This is a genomic window from Anoxybacillus sp. PDR2, from assembly GCF_009834045.1.
Lineage (GTDB): Bacteria > Bacillota > Bacilli > Bacillales > Anoxybacillaceae > Anoxybacteroides > Anoxybacteroides rupiense.
The window spans coordinates 2,761,691-2,783,750 of the sequence record NZ_CP047158.1 but is presented as its reverse complement, the minus strand read 5'-3'; the positions used below and the strand labels follow the sequence as shown (position 1 = coordinate 2,783,750).

At 42.1% G+C, this 22,060-nt stretch carries 25 protein-coding genes; 18 read left to right on the top strand and 7 right to left on the bottom strand.

All coding sequences use genetic code 11. The features are described 5' to 3' along the window. Positions 1-66: 66 nt before the first annotated feature. The 3 genes from motB to pssA all read right to left on the bottom strand — a co-directional run bounded on the left by motB (position 67) and on the right by pssA (position 2,474). Complete coding sequence (gene motB / locus GRQ40_RS13435) at positions 67-816, bottom strand: flagellar motor protein MotB (RefSeq protein WP_066146002.1); 750 nt, start codon at positions 814-816, stop codon at positions 67-69. Further along, a complete protein-coding gene (motA, locus tag GRQ40_RS13430; RefSeq protein WP_066145999.1) occupies positions 809-1,600 on the bottom strand; it encodes a flagellar motor stator protein MotA in 792 nt (263 codons plus the stop codon). The genes motB and motA overlap by 8 nt, the downstream gene beginning before the upstream one ends. Positions 1,601-1,934: 334 nt before the next feature. Next, positions 1,935-2,474, bottom strand: coding sequence for a CDP-diacylglycerol--serine O-phosphatidyltransferase (pssA, locus tag GRQ40_RS13425; protein ID WP_044744597.1), 540 nt, complete (start codon positions 2,472-2,474; stop codon positions 1,935-1,937). A 123-nt stretch (positions 2,475-2,597) separates the two neighbouring features. Between pssA and GRQ40_RS13420 the strand changes: the two genes are divergently transcribed. Further along, positions 2,598-3,377, top strand: coding sequence for a phosphatidylserine decarboxylase (locus GRQ40_RS13420; RefSeq protein WP_080862275.1), 780 nt, complete (start codon positions 2,598-2,600; stop codon positions 3,375-3,377). A 30-nt stretch (positions 3,378-3,407) separates the two neighbouring features. On the opposite strand, the gene GRQ40_RS13415 is transcribed toward GRQ40_RS13420, so the two are convergent. After that, on the bottom strand, positions 3,408-3,548 hold the full coding sequence (locus GRQ40_RS13415) for a sporulation histidine kinase inhibitor Sda (RefSeq protein WP_063504925.1): 141 nt from the start codon (positions 3,546-3,548) through the stop codon (positions 3,408-3,410). Between the two features lie 340 nt (positions 3,549-3,888). Between GRQ40_RS13415 and GRQ40_RS13410 the strand changes: the two genes are divergently transcribed. From GRQ40_RS13410 to GRQ40_RS13375, 8 genes are read left to right on the top strand one after another with little or no spacing between them, the layout of a single operon-like run. Beyond that, complete coding sequence (locus GRQ40_RS13410; RefSeq protein WP_066145991.1) at positions 3,889-4,404, top strand: YqeG family HAD IIIA-type phosphatase; 516 nt, start codon at positions 3,889-3,891, stop codon at positions 4,402-4,404. 4 nt (positions 4,405-4,408) lie between these two features. Continuing rightward, complete coding sequence (gene yqeH / locus GRQ40_RS13405) at positions 4,409-5,506, top strand: ribosome biogenesis GTPase YqeH (RefSeq protein WP_159720168.1); 1,098 nt, start codon at positions 4,409-4,411, stop codon at positions 5,504-5,506. 26 nt (positions 5,507-5,532) lie between these two features. After that, entirely contained in the window at positions 5,533-6,375 is an 843-nt protein-coding gene (gene aroE / locus GRQ40_RS13400) for a shikimate dehydrogenase (protein WP_159720167.1), read from the top strand. Continuing rightward, on the top strand, positions 6,369-6,662 hold the full coding sequence (gene yhbY, locus GRQ40_RS13395; protein WP_066145982.1) for a ribosome assembly RNA-binding protein YhbY: 294 nt from the start codon (positions 6,369-6,371) through the stop codon (positions 6,660-6,662). The genes aroE and yhbY overlap by 7 nt, the downstream gene beginning before the upstream one ends. Before the next feature lie 30 nt (positions 6,663-6,692). Beyond that, entirely contained in the window at positions 6,693-7,265 is a 573-nt protein-coding gene (locus tag GRQ40_RS13390; protein WP_066145979.1) for a nicotinate-nucleotide adenylyltransferase, read from the top strand. Further along, positions 7,252-7,821, top strand: a complete 570-nt coding sequence (gene yqeK / locus GRQ40_RS13385) for a bis(5'-nucleosyl)-tetraphosphatase (symmetrical) YqeK (protein ID WP_080862278.1) — start codon at positions 7,252-7,254, stop codon at positions 7,819-7,821. Before GRQ40_RS13390 ends, yqeK begins: the two co-directional genes overlap by 14 nt. A 4-nt stretch (positions 7,822-7,825) precedes the next feature. Continuing rightward, positions 7,826-8,182 carry a ribosome silencing factor gene (rsfS, locus tag GRQ40_RS13380; protein ID WP_044744590.1) on the top strand — a complete coding sequence of 119 codons (357 nt, stop codon included), beginning with the start codon at positions 7,826-7,828 and terminating at the stop codon, positions 8,180-8,182. After that, positions 8,179-8,922: a class I SAM-dependent DNA methyltransferase gene (locus GRQ40_RS13375; protein ID WP_066145969.1), complete on the top strand. Its 744-nt coding sequence runs from the start codon at positions 8,179-8,181 to the stop codon at positions 8,920-8,922. Before rsfS ends, GRQ40_RS13375 begins: the two co-directional genes overlap by 4 nt. 310 nt (positions 8,923-9,232) lie before the next feature. Here GRQ40_RS13375 and comER read toward each other — a convergent pair whose 3' ends face one another. Continuing rightward, on the bottom strand, positions 9,233-10,054 hold the full coding sequence (gene comER, locus GRQ40_RS13370) for a late competence protein ComER (RefSeq protein ID WP_066145965.1): 822 nt from the start codon (positions 10,052-10,054) through the stop codon (positions 9,233-9,235). 105 nt (positions 10,055-10,159) lie between these two features. Here comER and GRQ40_RS13365 point away from each other — a divergent pair, with 105 nt between their 5' ends. From GRQ40_RS13365 to GRQ40_RS13355, 3 genes are all read left to right on the top strand, one after another. Next, the gene (locus GRQ40_RS13365; protein ID WP_066145962.1) at positions 10,160-10,774 is read left to right on the top strand and encodes a helix-hairpin-helix domain-containing protein; all 615 of its coding nucleotides are present in this window, start codon (positions 10,160-10,162) and stop codon (positions 10,772-10,774) included. 70 nt (positions 10,775-10,844) lie between these two features. After that, complete coding sequence (locus GRQ40_RS13360) at positions 10,845-11,294, top strand: ComE operon protein 2 (RefSeq protein ID WP_159720166.1); 450 nt, start codon at positions 10,845-10,847, stop codon at positions 11,292-11,294. A gap of 69 nt (positions 11,295-11,363) precedes the next feature. Further along, positions 11,364-13,655 carry a DNA internalization-related competence protein ComEC/Rec2 gene (locus GRQ40_RS13355; protein WP_159720165.1) on the top strand — a complete coding sequence of 764 codons (2,292 nt, stop codon included), beginning with the start codon at positions 11,364-11,366 and terminating at the stop codon, positions 13,653-13,655. Positions 13,656-13,858: 203 nt separating this feature from the next. Here the strand turns inward: GRQ40_RS13355 and GRQ40_RS13350 are convergent, their stop codons facing one another. Further along, positions 13,859-13,993, bottom strand: a complete 135-nt coding sequence (locus GRQ40_RS13350) for a YqzM family protein (protein WP_044744584.1) — start codon at positions 13,991-13,993, stop codon at positions 13,859-13,861. A gap of 285 nt (positions 13,994-14,278) precedes the next feature. On the opposite strand from GRQ40_RS13350, the gene holA reads away from it, so the two are divergent. Then, positions 14,279-15,328 carry a DNA polymerase III subunit delta gene (gene holA / locus GRQ40_RS13345; RefSeq protein WP_080862280.1) on the top strand — a complete coding sequence of 350 codons (1,050 nt, stop codon included), beginning with the start codon at positions 14,279-14,281 and terminating at the stop codon, positions 15,326-15,328. Positions 15,329-15,500: 172 nt separating this feature from the next. On the opposite strand, the gene rpsT is transcribed toward holA, so the two are convergent. Further along, a complete protein-coding gene (rpsT, locus tag GRQ40_RS13340) occupies positions 15,501-15,767 on the bottom strand; it encodes a 30S ribosomal protein S20 (RefSeq protein WP_044744582.1) in 267 nt (88 codons plus the stop codon). A gap of 210 nt (positions 15,768-15,977) precedes the next feature. Between rpsT and gpr the strand changes: the two genes are divergently transcribed. The 5 genes from gpr (at position 15,978) to hemW (ending at position 21,985) form a co-directional block, all read left to right on the top strand. Then, entirely contained in the window at positions 15,978-17,096 is a 1,119-nt protein-coding gene (gene gpr, locus GRQ40_RS13335) for a GPR endopeptidase (RefSeq protein WP_159720164.1), read from the top strand. Positions 17,097-17,173: 77 nt separating this feature from the next. Then, positions 17,174-18,379 carry a stage II sporulation protein P gene (gene spoIIP, locus GRQ40_RS13330; protein ID WP_066145950.1) on the top strand — a complete coding sequence of 402 codons (1,206 nt, stop codon included), beginning with the start codon at positions 17,174-17,176 and terminating at the stop codon, positions 18,377-18,379. Positions 18,380-18,391: 12 nt separating this feature from the next. Further along, complete coding sequence (locus GRQ40_RS13325; RefSeq protein ID WP_066145947.1) at positions 18,392-18,730, top strand: YqxA family protein; 339 nt, start codon at positions 18,392-18,394, stop codon at positions 18,728-18,730. A 222-nt stretch (positions 18,731-18,952) separates the two neighbouring features. Next, the gene (lepA, locus tag GRQ40_RS13320; protein WP_044744578.1) at positions 18,953-20,779 is read left to right on the top strand and encodes a translation elongation factor 4; all 1,827 of its coding nucleotides are present in this window, start codon (positions 18,953-18,955) and stop codon (positions 20,777-20,779) included. A 63-nt stretch (positions 20,780-20,842) separates the two neighbouring features. Further along, entirely contained in the window at positions 20,843-21,985 is a 1,143-nt protein-coding gene (gene hemW, locus GRQ40_RS13315; protein WP_159720163.1) for a radical SAM family heme chaperone HemW, read from the top strand. The last annotated feature ends 75 nt before the right edge of the window (positions 21,986-22,060 follow it).

Below are 22,060 nucleotides of genomic sequence, written 5' to 3'. Positions count from 1 at the left end.
CTGACATCTTGTCAGCCTTTTTCATCTATTTCCTGAGCTTTGGGACAGAGCTCAGGAATGAGAAGTCTAGTTGGCTGTTGTGTTTGGCGCAATTAAAATCTCGACGCGTCGGTTTTTCATGCGCCCCTCTGGAGTACCATTAGATGCCACCGGTTTAAACTCGCCATAGCCTTTGGCGCTGAATAAGCGGGGATCGAGCTGTTTGTTTTCTAATAGCAGCTTCATAAAGTTGACAGCCCTCATGACGCTTAGCTCCCAGTTGGATGAAAAGTTGGCGTTGCGGATCGGCACATTGTCTGTATGGCCGCTAACGATAATGTTGCGCGGCGGATTCATGACAAGCAGCCGAGAAATTTCTGAAGCGATTTGTCGGTCTTGCGGCCTTACTTCAGCGCTTCCAGAGTCAAATAAAACATCGTTTAAAATGGTGACCAACAATCCTTCTTCCGTTAGCGTTGTTTTTAGTTCACCTTGCAAATGCTGCTGTTCGATATATTGATTAATTTTTGCTTGAATTTGCTGCAGCTCTTTCTGTTCATTTTTCGCTTGTTGATTTTTCGTTAGTTTTTCCTTATCTGGCAGCGATGTTTGGGGATTGTCCTGCTCTACAGGGCTTGGGAAATCCAAGACTCCTGCTCCGCCCGATAAAGCGCTGCTGAAGGAGCGGGCGATCTCTTGGAATTTTTTTTGATCGATCTGGCTGCTTGCGAATAAAACGATAAAAAGCGCAAGCAGTAATGTCAAAAGATCGGCATAAGGAATCAGCCATGATTCATTAATATGGTCATCATGCTGCGACTTCTTTTTTTTACTCATCTTTTGCCTCTCCCTGCTCCATTAATTTTTTTCGTTCTTTTTCTGGGAGGTAGGACGCTAATTTTTGTTCGATTGAGCGAGGCGCCTGTCCTTCTAAAATGGACAACACTCCTTCAATCATGACTTGTCTGACTTTTACCTCTTCCTTCGATTTTTGTTTTAGCTTGTTAGCGAATGGATGCCATAATACATATCCGGTAAAAATCCCTAATAGTGTCGCAACGAATGCGGCACTGATAGCGTGTCCGAGCTCGGTTACATTGTCCATATTTCCCAAAGCTGCGATCAATCCGACCACTGCCCCCAATACTCCAAGCGTCGGAGCATATGTACCTGCTTGGGTAAAAATAGCGGCATTCGCTTGATGACGTTCCTCCATAGCCGCAATTTCTTCAGACATGACATCGCGAATAAAGTCTTGCGTTTGCCCGTCAATCGCAAGGCTGAGTCCGTTACGTAAAAACGGATCATCGATTTCGGCGACTTTTGCTTCGAGTGCCAGTAATCCTTCACGGCGTGCGATATTCGCCCATTCAACAAACAAAGGGATCAACTCTTCAATAGTTGGAATCTTTTGTTCCTTAAAAATGACGCCAAACAGCTTAGGAAGCCGTTTAATGTCACGCATAGGGAAAGCAATTGTCACAGCAGCTGCCGTCCCGACAATGATAATGAGAAAAGCAGCTGGATTCAGCAAAACGCTTGGGCTGACTCCTTTAAAATACATTCCGAACCCTACCGCAATAATACCAAGAATAATGCCGATAATTGTCGTTTTATCCAAAATAACCCCTCCATTACTTGCTCAAAATGCTATGATGATTGCTTCGTCTTTGCTCGACACATATGATGTATTCAAATTTATCATATAATTAATGCAATAGCTTGAAAAGAGAATTTAGTATGAAACTTAAAAAATATGTAAGATCATGTTGAAAAATGATGATAAAAGCAGTCGGTTTTTTTACAAAAGATGTAAATGACAGAAAGTATCCGAATGCTTCTGTGAAGCGGTTCGCTGGTTGACATGGGAACGGCAAAAGTTTAAATAGCGGGAAAGGGAGAACCTGTCTCTGGATTTCAAAAAAAAAGCTGCCCAAGGAGATTGGGCAGCAAATTTACATTTTTTTGAGCTTAAAGGTTCCAACCATGAGAAAAGATAAAATCATGATTAGGAAAATAAAAAATTGTGGTGGGAAATAGTGGATCGTTAAATAACTCAAGGTGAGAAGCACACCAGCTGCTGTGATAGGCAAGCCGGAAAAATAGCCGTTATTTTCGGTAATATTAAATCGCGCCAAACGAAATGCCCCGCAGCCGATATATAAAATCGTAAAAAACGCGCCAGGCGCTCCAAAATCGTGCAATAAACTTTGGTAAATCAATAGTGCAGGAGCGACTCCAAATGATATAATATCACTCATTGAGTCCAACTGTTTGCCGAGCTCAGATTCAATATGAAGCTTCCGAGCTACCGTTCCGTCAAAGCGGTCAGCGAGTGCTGCCAAAAAAATGAGCAACAGGCTGGCATTTAATTGTCCTTTCATCGTGAATATAACGGATAAGCCTCCCAAGGCAAGATTCGTTAATGTTAATATGTTAGCGGTGTGTGTTTTTAGCTTCTTTAGCGTGTGATCCAGATAATCCGATAAAAACATTTCTCCTCACTCCTTTTCAACTATGGAACGGAACGACAAATATACACTTCCCATTATAATCATTTTATTTATAATATGGGAAGTAGTAAAACATGATTTTACATAAAATTGGAGGGAATCTGGTTGTTAAAATGGTTATATCGCTTCATGATTGAATTAACAAATCATGCAGTTTCTTCAAAATTCATTGCTTTTTTTACCCAATCACGGTTAAGTGCTTGGTTAATACCATCCTATGCAAAAATATATCGAATTAATCAAGAGGAGATGGAAAAAAGCTTAAATCACTACAAAACGCTTCAACAATTATTTATTCGCAAGCTAAAAGAAGGAGCAAGACCGATTGATGAAGCGGAAGACAGCATCATTAGCCCGGTGGATGCGGTTATTGAAGATATTGGAATCATCAGTGAACAAAAAGATATCACTGTGAAAGGAAAGCAGTATTCAATTCCAGAAATGCTGGGAAGTGATGCTCTAGCTGAAAAATATTTAAACGGACTCTTTGTTATTTTATATTTGAGCCCAAGTCATTATCATCGAATTCATAGCCCAATATCTGGTGTTGTAACTCGCCAATGGTCACTTGGCGCAAAATCCTATCCTGTGAATCGGCTTGGTCTAAAATATGGAAGGCGACCGCTATCGAAAAACTACCGAATGATTACAGAGGTGAACTCAGATGGTAAGCATGTGGCCATTGTGAAGGTAGGGGCTATGTTTGTCAATAGCATAGAGCTTACTCATCCTCACGATCAATTGATTAAAGGACAAGAAATGGCCTATTTCTCATTTGGTTCGACCGTTGTTTTATTATTTGAAAAAGATAGCGTGGAGATCGATTCGCGAATGACGGTCCCGATGGCCATTAAAGTAGGAGAACGAATCGGATTTTGGAAATAAAAATAAAAAAAGAGCCTGATGGCTCCGTTATTATGATGAAAGCTTGATTTTATGTCCTAATGAGCGTCGGAGAATTTCTCTTTCAATCATTTCAATAAACTCAGGGCTTAGCTTAAGCTCCTTCGCTTTATAATACGATTCGATAAGCAAATCGTCCGGTAAACGCTTCATGGTGAGAAACCTCCTTTAACAATGGTATAAAAGTAACAACCAATACATATAATGGTAAGTTATCTTTCCTATACTTTACCACGATTATGCATAGAGAACAATCGTTCTATTATCCACAACAAACAGTGGATAATATGTGGAAAAGTTGTTTATAAACATTAAAAAGCATCATAGATGGCTTGTGAATGATGTGAGTAAACTTATCCACAACTTGAAGATATGAAGAATTTTGTCGAAAAATTTTTTAGGTTTGTATATATTTGTCAAAGTTTGTTTTGAAACTGGCACAAAAATTATGTATGATGAGGGAAGCTGGAAGAGAAACGAAAGGTGTGGGAAAATGCTTCAATATTTTTTGCCGAATGAATATGTCAAAAGTGTTCTTGACATCACTCCAGATGAATTAAAGCAAAAAGGAATCAAAGGAATTATCACCGATCTCGACAACACGCTGGTGGAATGGGATCGCCCGGCTGCGACGCCACAGCTTATCAAATGGTTTGCGGAAATGAAAAAACACGGCATTCAGATTGTGATCGTGTCTAATAATAATGAAAATAGAGTGAGAGCGTTCGCAGCTCCTCTTGAGATCCCTTTTATTTTTGCAGCGCGGAAACCTATGGTTCGAGCGTTTCGCCAAGCTTTGCGGGAAATGAATTTGAAAAAGGAGGAAGCGGTTGTCATCGGCGATCAATTGTTGACTGACATACTGGGTGGAAACCGGCTTGGCATGCATACGATTTTAGTGGTACCTGTAGCGCAAACCGATGGATTTTGGACGAGATTTAATCGAAAAATCGAACGAAAGCTGTTAGAGATGATGAAACGAAAAGGAATGGTTTATTGGGAGGAATGAGAAGATGATTCGTTGTATTGGTTGCGGAGTGCTGATTCAGACAGAAGATCAAAATAAAATAGGCTATGCCCCTCCTGCCGCTTTGGAAAAGGAAGAGGTCATTTGCCAGCGTTGTTTTCGACTCAAGCATTATAATGAAATTCAAGATGTCTCTTTGACAGATGATGATTTTTTGAAAATTTTGCATGGAATTGGCCAATCGAATGCATTAGTTGTAAAAATTGTTGATATTTTTGATTTTAACGGCAGCTGGCTGCCAGGGCTGCATCGTTTTGTTGGACGCAATAATCCGATTTTGCTTGTCGGCAACAAAGTAGACTTGCTTCCGAAATCTGTTAAATACAATAAGCTTGTGCAATGGATGAAAGCATCTGCAAAGGAACTAGGGCTTCAGCCGCTAGATGTGTGCTTAATCAGCGCTGCGAAAGGAATCGGCATCAAGAAAGTGATGGAAGCGATAGAGAAGCATCGTTCCGGCAAAGACGTATACGTAGTCGGCTGTACCAATGTGGGCAAATCGACATTTATTAATCGCCTGATTAAAGAGGCGACAGGTAAAGGAAGTGTCATTACAACCTCATATTTTCCAGGCACAACGCTAGACTTGATCGAGATACCGCTTGATGATGGGGCCATGCTTTATGATACTCCTGGGATTATCAATCAGCACCAAATGGCGCACTATGTTGATAAAAAAGACTTAAAAAAGATTACTCCGAAGCGGGAAATTCATCCAAAGGTGTACCAAGTCAACGAACAGCAGACCCTATTTTTTGGGGGACTGGCTCGGCTTGATTATGTAAAAGGAGGACGGCGCTCGTTTGTATGTTATTTTTCCAATGAATTACTGATTCATCGAACAAAAATAGAAAAGGCCGATGAGCTTTATGAGAAACAAAAAGGGGATTTGCTGCAGCCGCCGCGAAAAAGCTATGCAGAGGAGTTTCCTTCTTTAGTTGCCCACTCGTTTACCATTAAAGAGCCAAAAACGGATATTGTTTTTTCTGGACTAGGCTGGGTGACGTGCAACGAGCCGGGAGCTCATGTCGTCGCACATGTGCCAAAAGGTGTGAACGTGCTGCTTAGGAAATCGCTGATTTAATTTCGTTGTTTTAGGGGGAGAAGAAAATGAAACAACTTTATGGAGTGATTGGTTGCCCTGTGCATCATTCATTGTCGCCGCTAATGCACAATGGCGCTTTTCAGCAATTGGGAATAGAGGCTTATTACCATGCCTTTCATGTTGAAAAAGATCAGCTTCCAGCGGCTATCCAAGGTCTAAAAGCGCTCGGTATTGCAGGAGCAAACGTCACGATTCCGCACAAAACAGCGGTTATGCCGCTGCTTGATGAAATTGATGAGATGGCCCAGCGCATTGGGGCTGTCAATACGATTGTTAATGAAAACGGACGGTTAATCGGCTATAATACAGATGGCCCTGGCTTTGTGCGAGCTCTTTGTGAAGAAACAAAGACCGTCATTAAAGGAAAACGGATTTTGCTCGTTGGAGCAGGGGGAGCGGCCAGAGGCATTTATTTTGCATTAGCTAGTGAACAGGCGGCACGAATTGATATTTGCAACCGGACAAGAAGTACCGCTACGCAACTCATCGAGGAAGCAGATGTCTCAATTGACTCATCTGTTTATTCAATCGAGGAAGCGGAAAAACATCTTGATGAATATGAGATCATCATTAATACGACTCCTGTCGGCCTTTATCCGAACGTTGAAGCGATGCCGCTATCGCTTGATCGCTTAAAAGCCGATACGGTTGTAAGTGACATTATTTACAATCCATTGGAAACAAAGTGGCTGCAAGAGGCGCGACAGAAACGTGCCATTGTGCAAAATGGGGTTGGGATGTTTATTTATCAAGGAGCGTTGGCATTTGAAAAATGGACGGGAATCTTTCCTGATGTCAAACGCATGAAACAAATCGTGATTCAACAGCTAGGAGGAAGCGTATGTTAACAGGTAAGCAAAAACGGTTTTTACGTGCAAAGGCCCATCATTTAAAGCCGATTTTTCAAGTGGGAAAAGGTGGAGTCGGCGAAAATATGATCAAACAAATCATCGATGCGTTAGAAGCGCGTGAGCTTATTAAAGTAAGTGTGCTGCAAAACTGCGAGGAGGATAAAGACACAGTAGCGACGCAACTGGCCAATGGAGCAGGAGCAGACATTGTACAAACGATAGGCAATACCATTGTGCTTTATAAAGAATCAAAAGAAAACAAACAAATCATTTTGCCTCGCTGAAAATACCCAGCTCACTAAGGAGAGGGGAAAATGAGTAAAATTGGAATTTTTGGAGGAACTTTTGATCCGCCGCATAATGGACATTTGCTAATGGCGAATGAAGTGTTGCAGGCATTAGATCTATCAGAAATTTGGTTTATGCCCAATCGGATTCCTCCACATAAGCATTATGAACAAATAACAGATAGCGCCGATCGACTTCATATGCTTGAGCTAGCCATTAGCGATCATCCACAATTTAAAATTGAAACGATCGAATTGCAAAGGGAAGGCCCATCCTATACGTATGATACTATCTGTCAACTCAAGGAACTGTATCCTAAGCATCAATTTTATTTTATTATCGGGGCGGACATGGTAGAATATTTGCCGAATTGGTATCGGATCCATGAGCTGGCTCATCTGGTGACATTTGTTGGGGTCGGACGTCCGGGCTTTTCGCTTCGCACATCCTATCCATTAATCGAGGTAGAAAGTCCGGAATTCGCTGTTTCTTCTTCGCTTATTCGCGAACGTGTGAGGGAAGGAAAAAGTATTCGATACTTAGTGCCAGAGCGCGTCAGATTGTATATTGAGGGGAAGGGATTATATGAATCGTCATGAAGCGTTGGAGATTGTAAAAAAACAGTTGACTGAACATCGCTATGAGCACACGATCGGCGTAATGGAAACCGCGATTGAACTAGCCCGGCGTTATGGAGAAGATGAAAAGAAAGCTGAATTGGCTGCGATTTTTCACGATTATGCGAAGTTTCGTCCAAAAGAGGAAATGAAACAAATCATTTTAGAGCAAAATATGCCCAAAGATTTACTTTCGTATCATTCTGAGCTTTGGCATGCGCCAGTTGGTGCTTATTTAGTGCGAACAGAAGTAGGGATTGAGGATGAGGAAATTTTAAACGCGATTCGCTATCATACATCTGGCCGTGCGGAAATGACCTTGCTTGATAAAATTGTTTATGTGGCAGATTATATTGAACCTGGCCGCATTTTTCCAGGAGTCGATGAGGTGCGCGAGCTGGCGCGGAAGGATTTGGATCAGGCGCTGATCCGGGCTTTACAAAATACGATTCAATTTCTGCTGAAAAAAAATCAACCGATTTATCCCGATACCATTTATACGTATAATGCGCTCATAATCAACAAGAAGGGGGAATGAAAAAATGACGGAACGCGATATTTTACGAATGGCCATTCAAGCGGCTGATGAGAAAAAAGCTGAAAATATTATTGCTTTAAATATGAAAGGAATTTCTCTTGTCGCGGATTATTTTATGATCTGCCACGGGAACTCCGAAAAGCAGGTACAGGCGATTGCGCGGGAAATTAAAGAAAAAGCGGAAGAACATCAAATTCCAGTGAAACGCTTAGAAGGCTTTGATGAAGCTAAATGGGTGCTGGTGGATTTAGGCGATGTCGTTGCTCATGTGTTTCATAAAGAAGATCGCCTATACTACAATTTAGAACGGCTTTGGGGAGATGCTCCATTTGAGGACGTAGCGAGTGATTTGGCGCGATGACATATGAATCGTTTGCTTATTGGTATGATGAGTTAATGAAGGAAGCGCCATATGATAAATGGAAGGAATTTGTCAATAAAAAAGTTGAACAATATGGGCGCAAAGGCACAAAAAGGCTGCTTGATGTTGGATGTGGAACAGGAGAGTTGGCGGTTCGTCTAGCTCAATCTGGCTTTTCTGTGACCGGTGTAGATCAATCAGAAAACATGCTCGCCATTGCACAAACAAAAGCGGAGCAGCATCATGTGCATATCGAGTTTTTTGAGCAGGATATGAGGGATTTAAATGGATTTTCTCCTTTTGATGCCGTGCTGATTTTTTGCGATTCCCTTAATTATCTGCCAACAGAGCAGGATGTTCAGCAAACCTTCCGCCGTATCTATGAGCTTTTGCATAAAGATGGCTTGCTATTATTTGACGTTCATTCTATTTATAAAATGGATCATATTTTTCAAGATGCGGTTTTTGCAAGCAATGATGAATCGATCAGCTATATATGGCTGTGTAATGCCCTAGACACTCCTCATACAGTGGTTCATGAGCTTACGTTTTTTGTCCAAGAAGAGGATGGACGTTACGAACGATATGATGAAGATCATATTCAGCGGACATTCCCAGCGTTTCAATATGAGCAATGGTTGAAGGAAGCGGGCTTTACTGTAATGGAGATCAGTGCTGATTTTACGGATCGCCCTCTCCATGATGCGGCGGAACGGCTTTTCTTTGTTGCTAAAAAATAAGCTGTCCACGGTAGAGTGGACAGCTTTTTAGTTATGACGGCTGATATTCGCAGTGCTGTTGTCTCTATGGAAGGAGGCTGATTAGGTGAGAGAACAGTATCTCTGCTTGAAATAGGAGAATTGAGAAAGCAGTTTCATCCGGAAGCTTATGATTGTGAATGATGTATTATTTTATTTTGTTTAAATGGGATTAAGGTATGCTGACGTACAGGATACAGCGCTGGGTATCACGCTTTATGGACAAATTTTTTACTCAAGAATCGGTACGCTTGTCATGTTTCAGAAGGAATTTTTTGATCTTTGGCGAATTTTAATTTTGAAACTGCTGTTTAATTTTCTCAATCTCTTGATTGAATTTCGCATGTGTTCTTTCAAATACATGCTCAAACAATTCACCTAATTCTGCTTCAAGTACAGACAGCCCTTCTCCGGTAATTCCTCCTTTTACGTGTACTTTCTCCTGCAGAGTTGGAAGGGTGTACACATTCTTTTTCAGCAATTCTCCTAGCCCGATAATCATTTCGCTCGTTAAAATAGTCGCCATTTCTCTGGAAATATTCGTTTTCTCAACAGCGGCATGAATAAATCGCTGCAGTAAATAGCTGAAAAAGGCAGGACCACAGCTCGCAAGATCGGAAGCAATCCGCGTAATATCTTGTTCAATCACGCAAGGTGTAGAAATTTTTTGAAATAATTCCTTTATATATGTTTGATAATGAGACGAACAGCGATGCCCAAATGTAATAAGCGATGCTCCAGAGAGTGCGCGATTCGTAATGCTTGGAATGACCCGAACCACATGGCAAGGGACAATGGATTCGAGCTGCTGGACGGTAATAGGGCTAGTAATAGAAATGAGACAATGATCTTTTGTCCAATAAGGAGACAGCTGTTTTAAAAGGGGGTGAATATCTAATGGTTTGACACATAGTAATATCACGGTCGCACGTCTGATCACATCCTCTGGAGATGCTGCCACTTCGACCTCTGCGTGTTCCTTCTGGATGTCCAATGCTTTTTGAAGCGTGCGATTAGTCAGAATCAGCTCATTTGGGTTGACCGCTTTCGCTTCTAAAAAAGCCTCAATTAAAATTCTCCCCATATTTCCTGTGCCTATCACTCCGATTTTCACGGCTTCTCCCCCCTTCTCTGTTTATTTGGCCGATATCTGTCCTCTCAACGATATGTATGAACAAAGAGACGTTTTTATGCATCATTTTCGAAAGGGTGATGAACAATGAAATGGCTTGCGGCCAAAGAAAAAAAGCAGCGGTATATGCTCGCGCTGGCGGCTATGGCGATTGCTGCAGCATTTTTTTATCAGCAATCTCATCAAGAGAAGAGTGTTTCTCATGCACTTCCGCTGCCTTCTGAAGAACCGGAGCAAAAAGAACAAAAGGAACAAGATAGCAAGCAGCAGGATCAACCGGAAACCATTGTGGTTGACGTGAAAGGAGCGGTTGTCCATCCCGGGGTATATGAAATGCTGGAAAACGCGCGTGTAAATGATGTCATCGCTAGAGCGGGGGGATTGACAACAGAAGCAGACCAAACAAAAATCAATTTAGCTGCTAAAGCATATGACGAAATGATGATTTATGTACCTTCTAAAGGGGAAACGAGCATGCCGATATCCCCGCCTGAAGAGAAGGAGGAGAACAAGGTTGATATTAACCATGCTACTCAAGAGGAGATAGAGCAGCTAAAGGGAATCGGTCCGGCTAAAGCGGCCGCTATTATTGCTTATCGCGAGGAAAACGGTCCCTTTAAAAAAGCTGAAGATTTATTGAATGTATCAGGAATCGGTGAAAAATCTCTGGAAAGCTTAAAAGCACAAATTGTGATTCGCTAGCAAAATTGACGGTTTTTTCTTCACTCGCTAAACTAGTCTTATATGTTTATGGTTAGGGGAGAGTCAAGAAATGGAAAGGATTACTTGGGATGAGTATTTTATGGCGCAAAGCCATTTATTGGCATTGCGCAGCACATGCACACGCTTGGCGGTCGGAGCGACGATTGTGCGTGATAAACGAATTATTGCTGGAGGATATAATGGATCGATTGCTGGAGGGGCACATTGTATTGATGAAGGATGCTATGTGATTGATAATCATTGCGTCCGTACGATCCATGCAGAGATGAACGCCATTATTCAATGCGCCAAGTTTGGCGTGCCAACAGAAGGCGCTGAAATCTATGTGACGCATTTTCCTTGCCTTCATTGTTGCAAGGCGATTATTCAGAGCGGTATTCGTGCAGTCTATTATGCGACTGACTATAAAAATCATCCGTATGCACTTGAGCTTTTTCAGCAGGCAGACGTAATTGTAAAGCATGTTCCTTTTAATAAGGAGATCCTGTCTCTTTTATAAAAGCAACTGCGCTCTTCTGCCGTCTGATTTTTGCGGCGGCAGAAGGCAAGAAAAAGGAGATTTTGGATAATGAGAGGAAATAGTGTGTATGTAGCGATAGCAGCTATATGGGGAATCACAGCTGGCTATCAGCGATTATATGGGCTTCATTTCGTGATGGCGGTTTATTTGCTGTTTTTGCTAAGATATAAGCGTGATTTGTTTCCTGCATGTTTACTTGCGGCGGCCCTTTTTTATCTCTATATGATTTGGACTGAGACCCATAATCAAACTGTTCTTCCGAAAAATAAAACCCATTTTTCGCTGCGTTTGATAGAGCCTCCTGTCATTGACGGCGATCAGCTGAAGGTAAAAGGAAGGACGAAGGAAAAGGAAAAGGTGCAGCTTTTGTATAAAGTCAATCGTGAACGCGATAAAAAAGAGCTTTTCCAACTTCGCATGGGAATGGTTTGCCGATTTGAAGGAAGATTGGAAGCTCCTGAACCCGCACGGAATTTTTTCGCTTTTGATTATCGAAAGTATTTGCGCTCCCAACAAATTCATTGGATTGTAAAACCCTCTTCCTTTTCTGTCGCTGCTTGTAAACAGACACGGCTTCATCCTGTTGAAGTGCTTCGATCGATCAGAGAAAAAGGAATGGATGAAATTAATGAGCATTTTCCTCCTGCGGTGATTGGCATTGTGCAAGCGTTAATCTTTGGCGAACGAGAAGAAATGGATGAAGCTCTGCTTGAAGGGTATCAAAAGCTAGGGCTAGTGCATCTTTTAGCAATTTCTGGATCGCATGTCACTTTGCTTGTCAGCGGCTGCTTTTATCTATGCATTCGCTTTATAACAAGAGAAGCCGCCGCGTTGCTCCTCATTCTTCTTCTTCCTTTGTACATGATCCTGACAGGCGCTTCGCCATCCGTCGTCCGCGCTTCCGTTATGGCCATGATGTTATTATGGAGCCGTTATCGGAAGTTCAACATTCCTCTTTGTGATATCCTCAGCCTTACATGCATCGTGATGTTGCTGATTCAACCATACGATTTGTTCCAGCCGGGATTTCAACTATCCTTTATTGTTTCCTTCGCGCTTATTTTATCCATGGATTGGATTGAGCAATACCGTTCATCCATGATGCGGCTTTTTGCTGCAACGTTGGTTGCACAAATCAGCTCCCTTCCGTTTTTGCTATACCATTTTTTTGAGTTTTCGCTGTTAAGTATTCCGTTGAATATGATTTTTGTTCCGCTTTATTCGTTTATAATTTTGCCGCTCTCCATCATCGCTCTTGTTGCACATTATGTTGTGGAGCCGTTGAGCTTGCCTTTTATCTATCTCCTTGAACATGTGCTTGATTTTGCTAATCGCTTTGTTCAGCTTTTCGCTTTTGATCGTTCGCTTGCATTTGCTTTAGGACGGCCGTCCATGCTGCTGCTTTTATGTTATGGAATGGCGATTGTATGGGCCTTTACGCAAATGGAGCAGAAAAAATATCGCGCTTTTGGGTATGTAGTGATAGTAATTGCCTTTCATGCCGCTTTTCCATACATGAACCGCTATGGTGAGGTCGTCTTTTTGGATGTGGGGCAAGGCGACTGTATTTATATTGAATTGCCATACAGAAAGGGAGTATATCTTATTGATACGGGAGGAACGGTTCTTTTACCAAAGCAGTCATGGCAAAAGCGGAGGAGCGAGTGGCGTGTAGGCGAAAAGCTAGTTGTACCGTTTTTAAAAGCCAAAGGAATTCGCCAATTGGATCAACTCATCATTACGCATGGAGATGCCGATCATATGGGAGCGGCACCTGAAGTGATAAGAAGCATACGGGTGAAGGAGCTGGTGATTGGCAACGAAAGCCGTGCGTATTCACCATGGCAGACTGCGCTTATGGCTGGTATGAAGGATCGAAAAATGAAGATTAGAAAAGTGGAAAAAGGAGATGATTGGAAGGTAGGAGAAGCATCATTTTATGTACTGAATCCACCAAGAACGGCTCTCCCTTCTAATGATAACGATCGTTCCGTTGTATTATACGCGAAATTGGGGGGATTATCATGGCTGTTTACAGGAGACTTGGAAGCTGAAGGAGAAGGACGGCTCATTCGTGATTTTCCTCACCTTCAGGTTGATGTATTAAAAATCGGGCATCATGGAAGTGCCACATCGACCTCCGAGCCCTTTCTAAAGATGATAAAACCTCAGATTGCCATTATTTCGGTTGGCAAGAACAACCGTTACCATCATCCGCATCATGATGTAATCGCTCGGCTTAAAAAGCATGGGGTTCGAATTTTGCGAACGGATGAGCATGGAGCGATTCGCTATCGCTATACGAAAAAAGCTGGAACCTTTACTTTTATGCTGCCATAATATAGTATCACCAGCATGAGCGGCACCTTTCGCTTTAGTCCAGTTTGGCCGCATTACAACGCCATGATAAGGTTATATGAATGGTTGCAGATGAGATGGACTGCAAGCAGCAGCCAATGCGTTAGGGGATAACAGAACTCGACATTTTTTTGGCATGCCGCATACAAAAAAAGAGACTGCTCTAAAAAGCAATCTCTTTTCCATCATGAACCAAAAAATTTTACTAATGTGGCGATAATGAACATAGTAGCGAAGAAGCCGAACGAAACGATGAATCCGACGCCGGAATCAACTGCATCATTGCGTTTGCTTTGTACATTTTTTTCAAATTCGTTCATGATTTACCCCTCCTCGTGCAATCATTTTTAGTATACGTCAAAAGAAAAAAAAAATCTATACAACAATTGATCATTTCCTTTGCTGACAACAGTTGACACAAATAGTTTAAGGGGCACGGGATAATATAAAAATACCCGTTGATAAATAAGATCCTAGGACTTATTTATCAACGTTTATATAAATGGGAATCGGCTTACATCGTTTGCCGGTTCCCTTGTAAAAACCAAGAAAACAGTGTATCTTTTCATCATGGATGGTTTTAAAAAAGAATGGAGAAGAGAAATATGACTGTGAACTTTTTGGGAAAAATGACAAAGCAAACTCTGTCGCCTCTTTATTTATTATACGGAACGGAAACATTTTTATTAAATGAAGCATATGAACGAATTGTACGTACAGCTTTACGAGAAGAGGAGCAGGATTTTCATTTATCGGTGTATGATTGTGAAGAAACACCGATCGAAACAGCAATTGAGGAAGCGGAAACCCTGCCCTTTTTTGGGGAAAAGAAGGTTGTTGTGATCAAAAATCCGTATTTCCTCACTTCTGACAAGGGAAAGGAGAAAATAGAGCATAATTTAAAAAAGCTTGAGCAATACATAGCTTCTCCTTCTCCTTTTACGATTGTCGTTTTTCTTGGTTCATATGAAAAATTGGATGAAAGAAAAAAAATCACGAAGCAGTTAATGAATGAAGCGAAGGTTTTTGTCGCCTCCTCACTTAATGAAAAAGAATTGCGGCAATGGATGGAAGAACGGGCACATGCGAATGAAGTCGCCATTACAGAAGAAGCAAAGAAAACCTTACTGCAGCTGGCGGGGACGAACTTGATGTCGCTTGCTAATGAACTCGATAAGCTTTCACTGTTTGTTGGCCATCAAGGAACAATTGATGGTGAAACCGTGACGATGCTTGTTTCGCGGACACTTGAACAAAATGTTTTTGTATTGGTGGAAAAGGTCGTTCAACGCAAAGTGAGAGAAGCATTGCAAGTATTTGGTGATTTAATGGAACATAATGAAGAACCTATTAAAATTGTTGCGTTGCTAGCGGCCCAGTTTCGGCTTTTGTATCAAGTTAAATGGCTTAATGCCAAAGGATACGGCCAGCAGCATATTGCTTCGTCGCTAAAGGTCCATCCGTTTCGCGTTAAGCTGGCTATGGCACAATCGGGATTATTTTCGGAACAGGAATTGCTCGATATCATTCACGACTTGGCTGAAGCGGATTATCAAATGAAAACAGGGGTGCTTGATAAACGCTTGCTTATTGAATTGCTGCTAGTCAAATGGAGCAAAGCGAATGAGACAAATGAACAGTCTTTTGTCCGGTGAACTCCTCCCATCCCCACTTCGTTCAGAGATGGGGGTGTCAGCTTGGAGGATTTTTGGATGAGAATCATAAAAAACGGAAAGGCTTGTGCGCGTATTTTCTTAATTTCCAGCTAAAGACAATTTTATAAAAATCAAAAAAGAAAACGACCTCAAAAAGGTCGTTTATTTGTTGTTACGCTGTGATGCTGTTTAATTTTTTCGCTAGACGGGATTTTTGGCGGCTTGCTGCATTTTTATGAATTAATCCTTTGCTTGCCGCTTTGTCTAATTTTTTAGAAGCAAGGACAAATGCTTCTTGTGCTTTTTCCACTTCTTTTGCTTCTACAAGCGCTTCAAATTTTTTAATCGCTGTGCGCATGGCTGATTTCATCGCAGCGTTGTGAGCACGGCGTTTCTCGCTTGTTTTCGCACGCTTAATTGCTGATTTAATATTTGCCAATGTCTTTCACCTCCGTAATGCTGTCCATATACGTGATTCTTTTGTCATGTTGATCGATATAGACATATCAAGAACAAATGATATTCTATCAAACACATTTCAATTATGCAAGACTATTCAAGCAAAAATACTTTACTTATTAAAGAATGAAATAAGAAGAAAGCGGCGACAATAAATAAAAACGATCGTTTTTGAGAAGGAGGAGCATCGATGAATCAACCATTAGATCTTAGCGTGTATTCCGTGCGGACAGATTTGGCTGTTGAAGCTCACGAAATGGCCATTGAAGAGCGATTGCAGCAAAAAAAAGAGACTTCCTCTCCGATTGAAGGAGTCACGATTCATGATCGTGAAATAGACGGAATTAAGCTATCATATGTTGAAGTAACCAAGGAAGGAGCGCAGTCCATTGGCAAGAAGCCAGGAACCTATATCACGCTGGAGGCTCAAGGGATTCGGGAACAGGATACAGAACTGCAAAAAAAGGTAGAGGAAGTGTTTGCGAAAGAGTTCCATGCTTTTTTGCAGAAGCTGAATATTCCAAAAGAAGCAAGCTGTCTTGTTGTGGGGCTTGGAAATGATAATGTTACTCCAGATGCGCTCGGTCCGTTGGCGGTAGAGAATTTATTAATTACAAGGCATTTGTTTCAGCTTCAACCGGAAAGCGTGCAAGAAGGCTTTCGTCCTGTAAGCGCGCTTGCTCCCGGAGTAATGGGAACAACAGGAATTGAAACGAGCGACATTATTGACGGTGTCGTTGAAAAAACAAAACCGGATTTTATTGTTGTCATTGATGCACTAGCGGCTCGTTCAATTGAACGAGTAAATGCGACGATTCAAATTTCAGATGCTGGCATTCATCCCGGATCAGGAGTGGGAAATAAACGCAAGGAATTAAGTAAAGAAACTTTAGGGATTCCTGTCATCGCTATCGGTGTGCCGACGGTTGTCGATGCTGTGTCGATTACAAGCGATACCATTGACTTTCTTTTAAAGCATTTTGGCAAAGAAATGCGTGAAGGAAATCGTCCCTCTAGTGCTCTTGCTCCAGCTGGATGGATGTTTGGAAGAAGAAAAAAATTAACCGAAGAGGATCTGCCTACACAAGCACAGCGCTCGACGTTTCTTGGCATGGTTGGAACCCTGAGCGATACAGAAAAAAGAACGCTTATTCATGAAGTGTTGGCCCCGCTCGGACATAATTTGATGGTGACGCCGAAAGAAGTCGATATGTTTATCGGGGACATGGCCCATTTGCTAGCGAGCGGCTTAAACGCAGCGCTGCATGGCCAGATTGATCAAGGAAATACAGGGATGTATACGCGCTAATCATAAAAAAGATGTTCTATCTTTTTAAGCTTGACCATACTGTTAAATTAGTAGACAAGCTTAGAAAGGGTGAGAACATGAAAAGGTTTCGCTCTCGGCAAATGGTCGTCACCATTCAAGGGACAAGCATTAAAAAAGTTGTGACTTTAGCCGTTTTAGGCTGGATGATGATGTTTACGGTTGTCGGGGTCATGACATCGTTAAAACCTGAATATCGAATTACCTCTTCTTCTGTTAATAGTGTGACAAATCATTTTCCTGAGGAAACGTTCATTCATTTATTTAGTTTTGAAAACCATTATTTTTTACAAAGCTTGCCGAAAGAGCGACAGAACATTAGTTATTCATCTATTTTGCTGCGTATGATTACGAGCATTAATCCAGATGATCCCCGCAGTCTGCTTGGCAGCGAATTGCCTGGCTTTGCTCTATATGATAGTAAGATTGTGGTGGCAGGAGAAGGAACGGACTATACAAACATGCCTTACGAATCGGCACCGCCGCTTGAAGTGATGCTGGCTGAACGCGAGGCATCCATCGAAAATTTAGAAAAAGCGGATCAAGATCAAGATAAACAGCCAGTGCCTCCGCCAACGAAAACGACTGGCGGACGGAAAGTCGTTTATATTTACAGCACCCATACGTATGAATCGTATTTGCCAGCGCTCAAAGGGGCAAATGATCCAGATCAGGCCTTTCATCGTACGGTCAATGTAACGAAAGTCGGACAAAAATTGCAGGAGGAACTTGAGAAACGAGGGATTGGAGCGGTGGAAAGCACCGTTGATGTTCAACAAAAATTATCAGAAAAAGGAATGGACTATGCGCAATCATATGACATGTCAAGACAGGTTGTTATGCAGGCGATGGGCCAAAACCGTGATTTACAATACTTGATTGATATTCACCGCGATGCCCAAAGACGAAAATTTACAACTGCGACTATTAACGGAGTTAGCTATGCGCGTGTTGCGTTCATTGTTGGCGGAGAAAATGCAAACTATGAAAAGAATTTACAACTAGCAACACAGCTTCATCAGCTTTTACAAAAAAAATATCCGGGATTAAGTCGGGGGGTCATCGAGAAGAAAGGAAGAGGGACAAATGGAAAATTCAACCAAGATTTATCGAATAATGCGTTACTCATAGAGTTTGGCGGGGTAGACAATACGTTTGATGAACTTTTCCGATCCGCAGCTGCTGTTGCCGATGTGTTTAGTGAGCATTATTGGCAGGCAGAAAAAGTGCAGGCTCCAGCCTCTGATCCGCCGCAAAAGCAGTAAGGAGGAAGCAAAATGGCAAAATTCACCCTTCAATTTTTGACGGCTGTTATCCTTCTTTTCTTTGGTGTCTTGCTTGGCATGCAGCAGGCGAATCAAGGGATGATCAAAATGAAGGGCTACAATGATCCGTCTTTTCAGACCGTGTTCCATGTTGCAAAAGATAAAAACGGCGAAATGGAAGCAATGGTTATGGGAAATAGAGTAAGTATCGAAAATATTAGTGAGAAGAAAGAGAAGCTTGAACAGATGAAAATGTTCAATCTGTTTTCGGAGCTTGGAAAGCATTTGGCGGAAGGAGTTCGTTCTGTTATTCAATCCCTTCTTTCTTTTGTAGGACAGCTGATTGAATAGAGTCGGGCACAGGCTCGACTTTTTTTCTTATCCTTTTTTAAGGGTTCGGGCGTTGCCTAGCTTCAATTGCCGTCGGCTCGAATCGCTTCACTCCGCATTGTGACGGTGACAATCTTCTTGGAGGGCGCTTTGCGCTTTTCTTATTTCTCTCATTGAATCTTAACCGTTGTGTTGCTATAATCAAAGCTAGTGTAGTTTCGGGTAACAGTAGGAGTGAAAAAGATGAATCGTGAACAAAGACTGGAAAGAAGAGAAAAAATCCGCAACTTTTCTATTATCGCTCATATTGACCATGGAAAATCGACGCTTGCAGATCGCATCCTTGAAAAAACGGGGGCGCTTTCGCAGCGAGAAATGAAAGAGCAAATGCTAGATTCTATGGAGCTAGAGCGGGAGCGCGGCATTACGATTAAGTTGAATGCTGTTCAGTTAAAGTACAAAGCAAATAATGGAGAGGAATACATTTTTCATCTTATTGACACGCCAGGGCATGTCGATTTTACCTATGAAGTGTCGCGCAGTTTAGCGGCATGCGAGGGGGCTATTCTTGTTGTTGATGCGGCGCAAGGAATTGAAGCGCAAACGCTGGCAAATGTCTATTTGGCGCTGGATAATAATTTAGAGATTTTGCCGGTTATCAATAAAATCGATTTGCCAAGCGCTGAGCCAGAGCGCGTTCGCCAAGAAATTGAAGATGTAATTGGCTTGGATGCTTCTGAAGCCGTGCTTGCTTCCGCTAAGGCCGGCATCGGCATTGAAGAGATTTTGGAGCAAATCGTCGACAAAATTCCGGCGCCGGCTGGTGATCCTGATGCGCCATTAAAAGCGTTGATCTTCGATTCGCTGTATGATCCATACCGCGGTGTAGTGGCCTATATTCGCATTGTGGAAGGAACGGTTAAGCCGGGACAAAAAATCAAGATGATGGCGACTGGAAAAGAGTTTGAGGTAGTTGAAGTAGGGGTGTTTACGCCAAAAGCGAAATTGGTTGATGAGCTAACCGTGGGCGATGTTGGCTTTTTAACCGCTTCCATTAAAAACGTAAGCGATACGCGTGTAGGTGATACCATTACAGATGCCAAAAATCCTGCGGCCGAACCGCTTCCGGGATATCGTCGCTTAAATCCGATGGTGTTTTGCGGAATGTATCCAATTGATACAGCCAAGTACAATGATTTGCGTGAGGCATTGGAAAAATTGCAGCTTAACGATGCCGCGCTACAATTTGAGCCCGAAACATCGCAGGCGCTCGGTTTTGGTTTTCGCTGCGGCTTTTTAGGGCTGCTACACATGGAGATTATTCAGGAACGCATTGAGCGCGAGTTTAATATCGATTTAATTACGACAGCGCCAAGCGTAGTGTATAAAGTATACTTGACCGATGGTGAGGAGGTTCAAGTGGATAATCCATCCAACATGCCAGATCCACAAAAAATTGACCGGGTGGAAGAACCTTACGTCAAAGCGACGGTCATGGTGCCAAACGATTTTGTTGGAGCGGTAATGGAACTATGTCAAAGCAAGCGCGGCATCTTTGTCGATATGCAATATATGGATGAAAAAAGGGTTATGCTTATTTATGAAATTCCGCTTTCAGAAATTGTCTATGATTTCTTTGATATTTTAAAGTCAAGCACGAAAGGATACGCATCGTTTGATTATGAGCTCATCGGCTATAAGCCTTCAAAGCTTGTGAAGATGGATATTTTATTAAATGGGGAGAAAGTCGATGCCCTTTCCTTTATCGTTCATCGCGACTCAGCCTATGAGCGCGGAAAAGTCATTGTTGAGAAACTGAAAGATTTGATTCCGCGCCAGCAGTTCGAAGTTCCTGTGCAAGCAGCGATCGGCAATAAAATTATTGCCCGCTCGACGATCAAAGCATTGCGGAAAAACGTGCTAGCTAAATGCTATGGCGGTGACGTATCGCGGAAACGCAAGCTTCTTGAAAAGCAAAAGGAAGGAAAGAAGCGAATGAAGCAGGTCGGATCTGTCGAAGTTCCACAAGAAGCGTTTATGGCTGTGCTCAAAATGGATGATAAAAAATAATGCCATACGAGGCTGTCTCATGATGAGATGGCCTTGTTTGTTATGAAAAAGGAGCGATGAACATTGATTCAAGCCGCTTATTTGCATATTCCGTTCTGTTCGCAAATTTGCTATTACTGTGATTTCAATAAAGTATTCTTTAAAGGACAGCCGGTGAACGAGTATTTGCAGGCGATAGAAACCGAAATGGAACAAACAGTGGTTCGATATCCTACACAAAAACTTGATACCATCTTTGTAGGTGGGGGGACGCCGACCGTGCTGGAAATGGATCAGCTTGACTTTTTTCTCAATGCCATTCATAAGCGCCTTCCTTTTACTGCGGGCGAAGTGGAATTTACCTTCGAGGCGAATCCGAACGAGTTGTCGCGGGAAAAACTGCAGCTGTTAAAAGACGCAGGAGTCAATCGCCTAAGCTTTGGCGTACAGACGTTTGATCATGAATTGTTAAAAAAAATTGGACGAACTCATCGGCGAGATGATGTGTTTCAAATCATTGGAATCGCTCAAGATATCGGCTTTGCAAACATTAGCGTTGATCTGATGTACGGTTTGCCGGGACAGACGCTTCCACAGCTGCGCGATTCTTTGAATATGGCGTTTGCACTCAACATTCAGCATATTTCTGCTTATTCGCTCATCGTTGAACCGAAAACGGTGTTTTACAATTTAATGAGAAAAGGAAAGCTATCTTTGCCAAGTCAAGAAGAAGAAGCAAATATGTACGAGGTCATTATGGAAGAAATGGAGAAGAACGGCTATAAGCAGTACGAAATTAGCAATTATACCCGGCCGGGATTTGAAAGCCATCATAACCTTACGTATTGGAGTAATGAAGAATATTACGGATTTGGTGCAGGGGCGCACAGTTATGTAGTCGGCATGAGAAACGCGAATGCCGGACCGATCAAAAAATATATTGATTTAGTTGAAAAAACGGGAGAAGCGTATATTGAACGCCATGTGGTAACCGAGCAAGAGCAGAAAGAAGAAGAAATGTTTTTAGGTCTCCGCAAAATAGAAGGCATTTCCAAACAGCGGTTTATGGAAAAATTTCATTGTCCAGTCCATGAGGTATTCCATGAACCGATTGAGCAAGAAAAGCAGAAAGGGCTATTGGAGGAAACGGAAACTCATATTCGTCTTACTCACCAAGGAAAACTGCTTGGAAATGAAGTGTTTCAGGCATTTATTGGAGTAATCTAAAGTTGACAGATGTGCGGGGATTTGGTACTTTAATAATAGATTTAGCACTCAATATGTTTGAGTGCTAACAGAGGT

Excerpts from the sequence above, each read along its gene's own strand:
- motB (WP_066146002.1), bottom strand. The coding sequence starts at position 816 with ATGAGTAAAAAAAAGAAGTCGCAGCATGATGACCATATTAATGAATCA.
- pssA (WP_044744597.1), bottom strand. The coding sequence starts at position 2,474 with ATGTTTTTATCGGATTATCTGGATCACACGCTAAAGAAGCTAAAAACA.
- GRQ40_RS13415 (WP_063504925.1), bottom strand. The coding sequence starts at position 3,548 with ATGAAGCGTTTACCGGACGATTTGCTTATCGAATCGTATTATAAAGCG.
- GRQ40_RS13410 (WP_066145991.1), top strand. The coding sequence starts at position 3,889 with ATGCTTCAATATTTTTTGCCGAATGAATATGTCAAAAGTGTTCTTGAC.
- yqeH (WP_159720168.1), top strand. The coding sequence starts at position 4,409 with ATGATTCGTTGTATTGGTTGCGGAGTGCTGATTCAGACAGAAGATCAA.
- aroE (WP_159720167.1), top strand. The coding sequence starts at position 5,533 with ATGAAACAACTTTATGGAGTGATTGGTTGCCCTGTGCATCATTCATTG.
- yhbY (WP_066145982.1), top strand. The coding sequence starts at position 6,369 with ATGTTAACAGGTAAGCAAAAACGGTTTTTACGTGCAAAGGCCCATCAT.
- GRQ40_RS13390 (WP_066145979.1), top strand. The coding sequence starts at position 6,693 with ATGAGTAAAATTGGAATTTTTGGAGGAACTTTTGATCCGCCGCATAAT.
- yqeK (WP_080862278.1), top strand. The coding sequence starts at position 7,252 with ATGAATCGTCATGAAGCGTTGGAGATTGTAAAAAAACAGTTGACTGAA.
- rsfS (WP_044744590.1), top strand. The coding sequence starts at position 7,826 with ATGACGGAACGCGATATTTTACGAATGGCCATTCAAGCGGCTGATGAG.
- GRQ40_RS13375 (WP_066145969.1), top strand. The coding sequence starts at position 8,179 with ATGACATATGAATCGTTTGCTTATTGGTATGATGAGTTAATGAAGGAA.
- GRQ40_RS13365 (WP_066145962.1), top strand. The coding sequence starts at position 10,160 with ATGAAATGGCTTGCGGCCAAAGAAAAAAAGCAGCGGTATATGCTCGCG.
- GRQ40_RS13360 (WP_159720166.1), top strand. The coding sequence starts at position 10,845 with ATGGAAAGGATTACTTGGGATGAGTATTTTATGGCGCAAAGCCATTTA.
- GRQ40_RS13355 (WP_159720165.1), top strand. The coding sequence starts at position 11,364 with ATGAGAGGAAATAGTGTGTATGTAGCGATAGCAGCTATATGGGGAATC.
- GRQ40_RS13350 (WP_044744584.1), bottom strand. The coding sequence starts at position 13,993 with ATGAACGAATTTGAAAAAAATGTACAAAGCAAACGCAATGATGCAGTT.
- holA (WP_080862280.1), top strand. The coding sequence starts at position 14,279 with ATGACTGTGAACTTTTTGGGAAAAATGACAAAGCAAACTCTGTCGCCT.
- gpr (WP_159720164.1), top strand. The coding sequence starts at position 15,978 with ATGAATCAACCATTAGATCTTAGCGTGTATTCCGTGCGGACAGATTTG.
- spoIIP (WP_066145950.1), top strand. The coding sequence starts at position 17,174 with ATGAAAAGGTTTCGCTCTCGGCAAATGGTCGTCACCATTCAAGGGACA.
- GRQ40_RS13325 (WP_066145947.1), top strand. The coding sequence starts at position 18,392 with ATGGCAAAATTCACCCTTCAATTTTTGACGGCTGTTATCCTTCTTTTC.
- lepA (WP_044744578.1), top strand. The coding sequence starts at position 18,953 with ATGAATCGTGAACAAAGACTGGAAAGAAGAGAAAAAATCCGCAACTTT.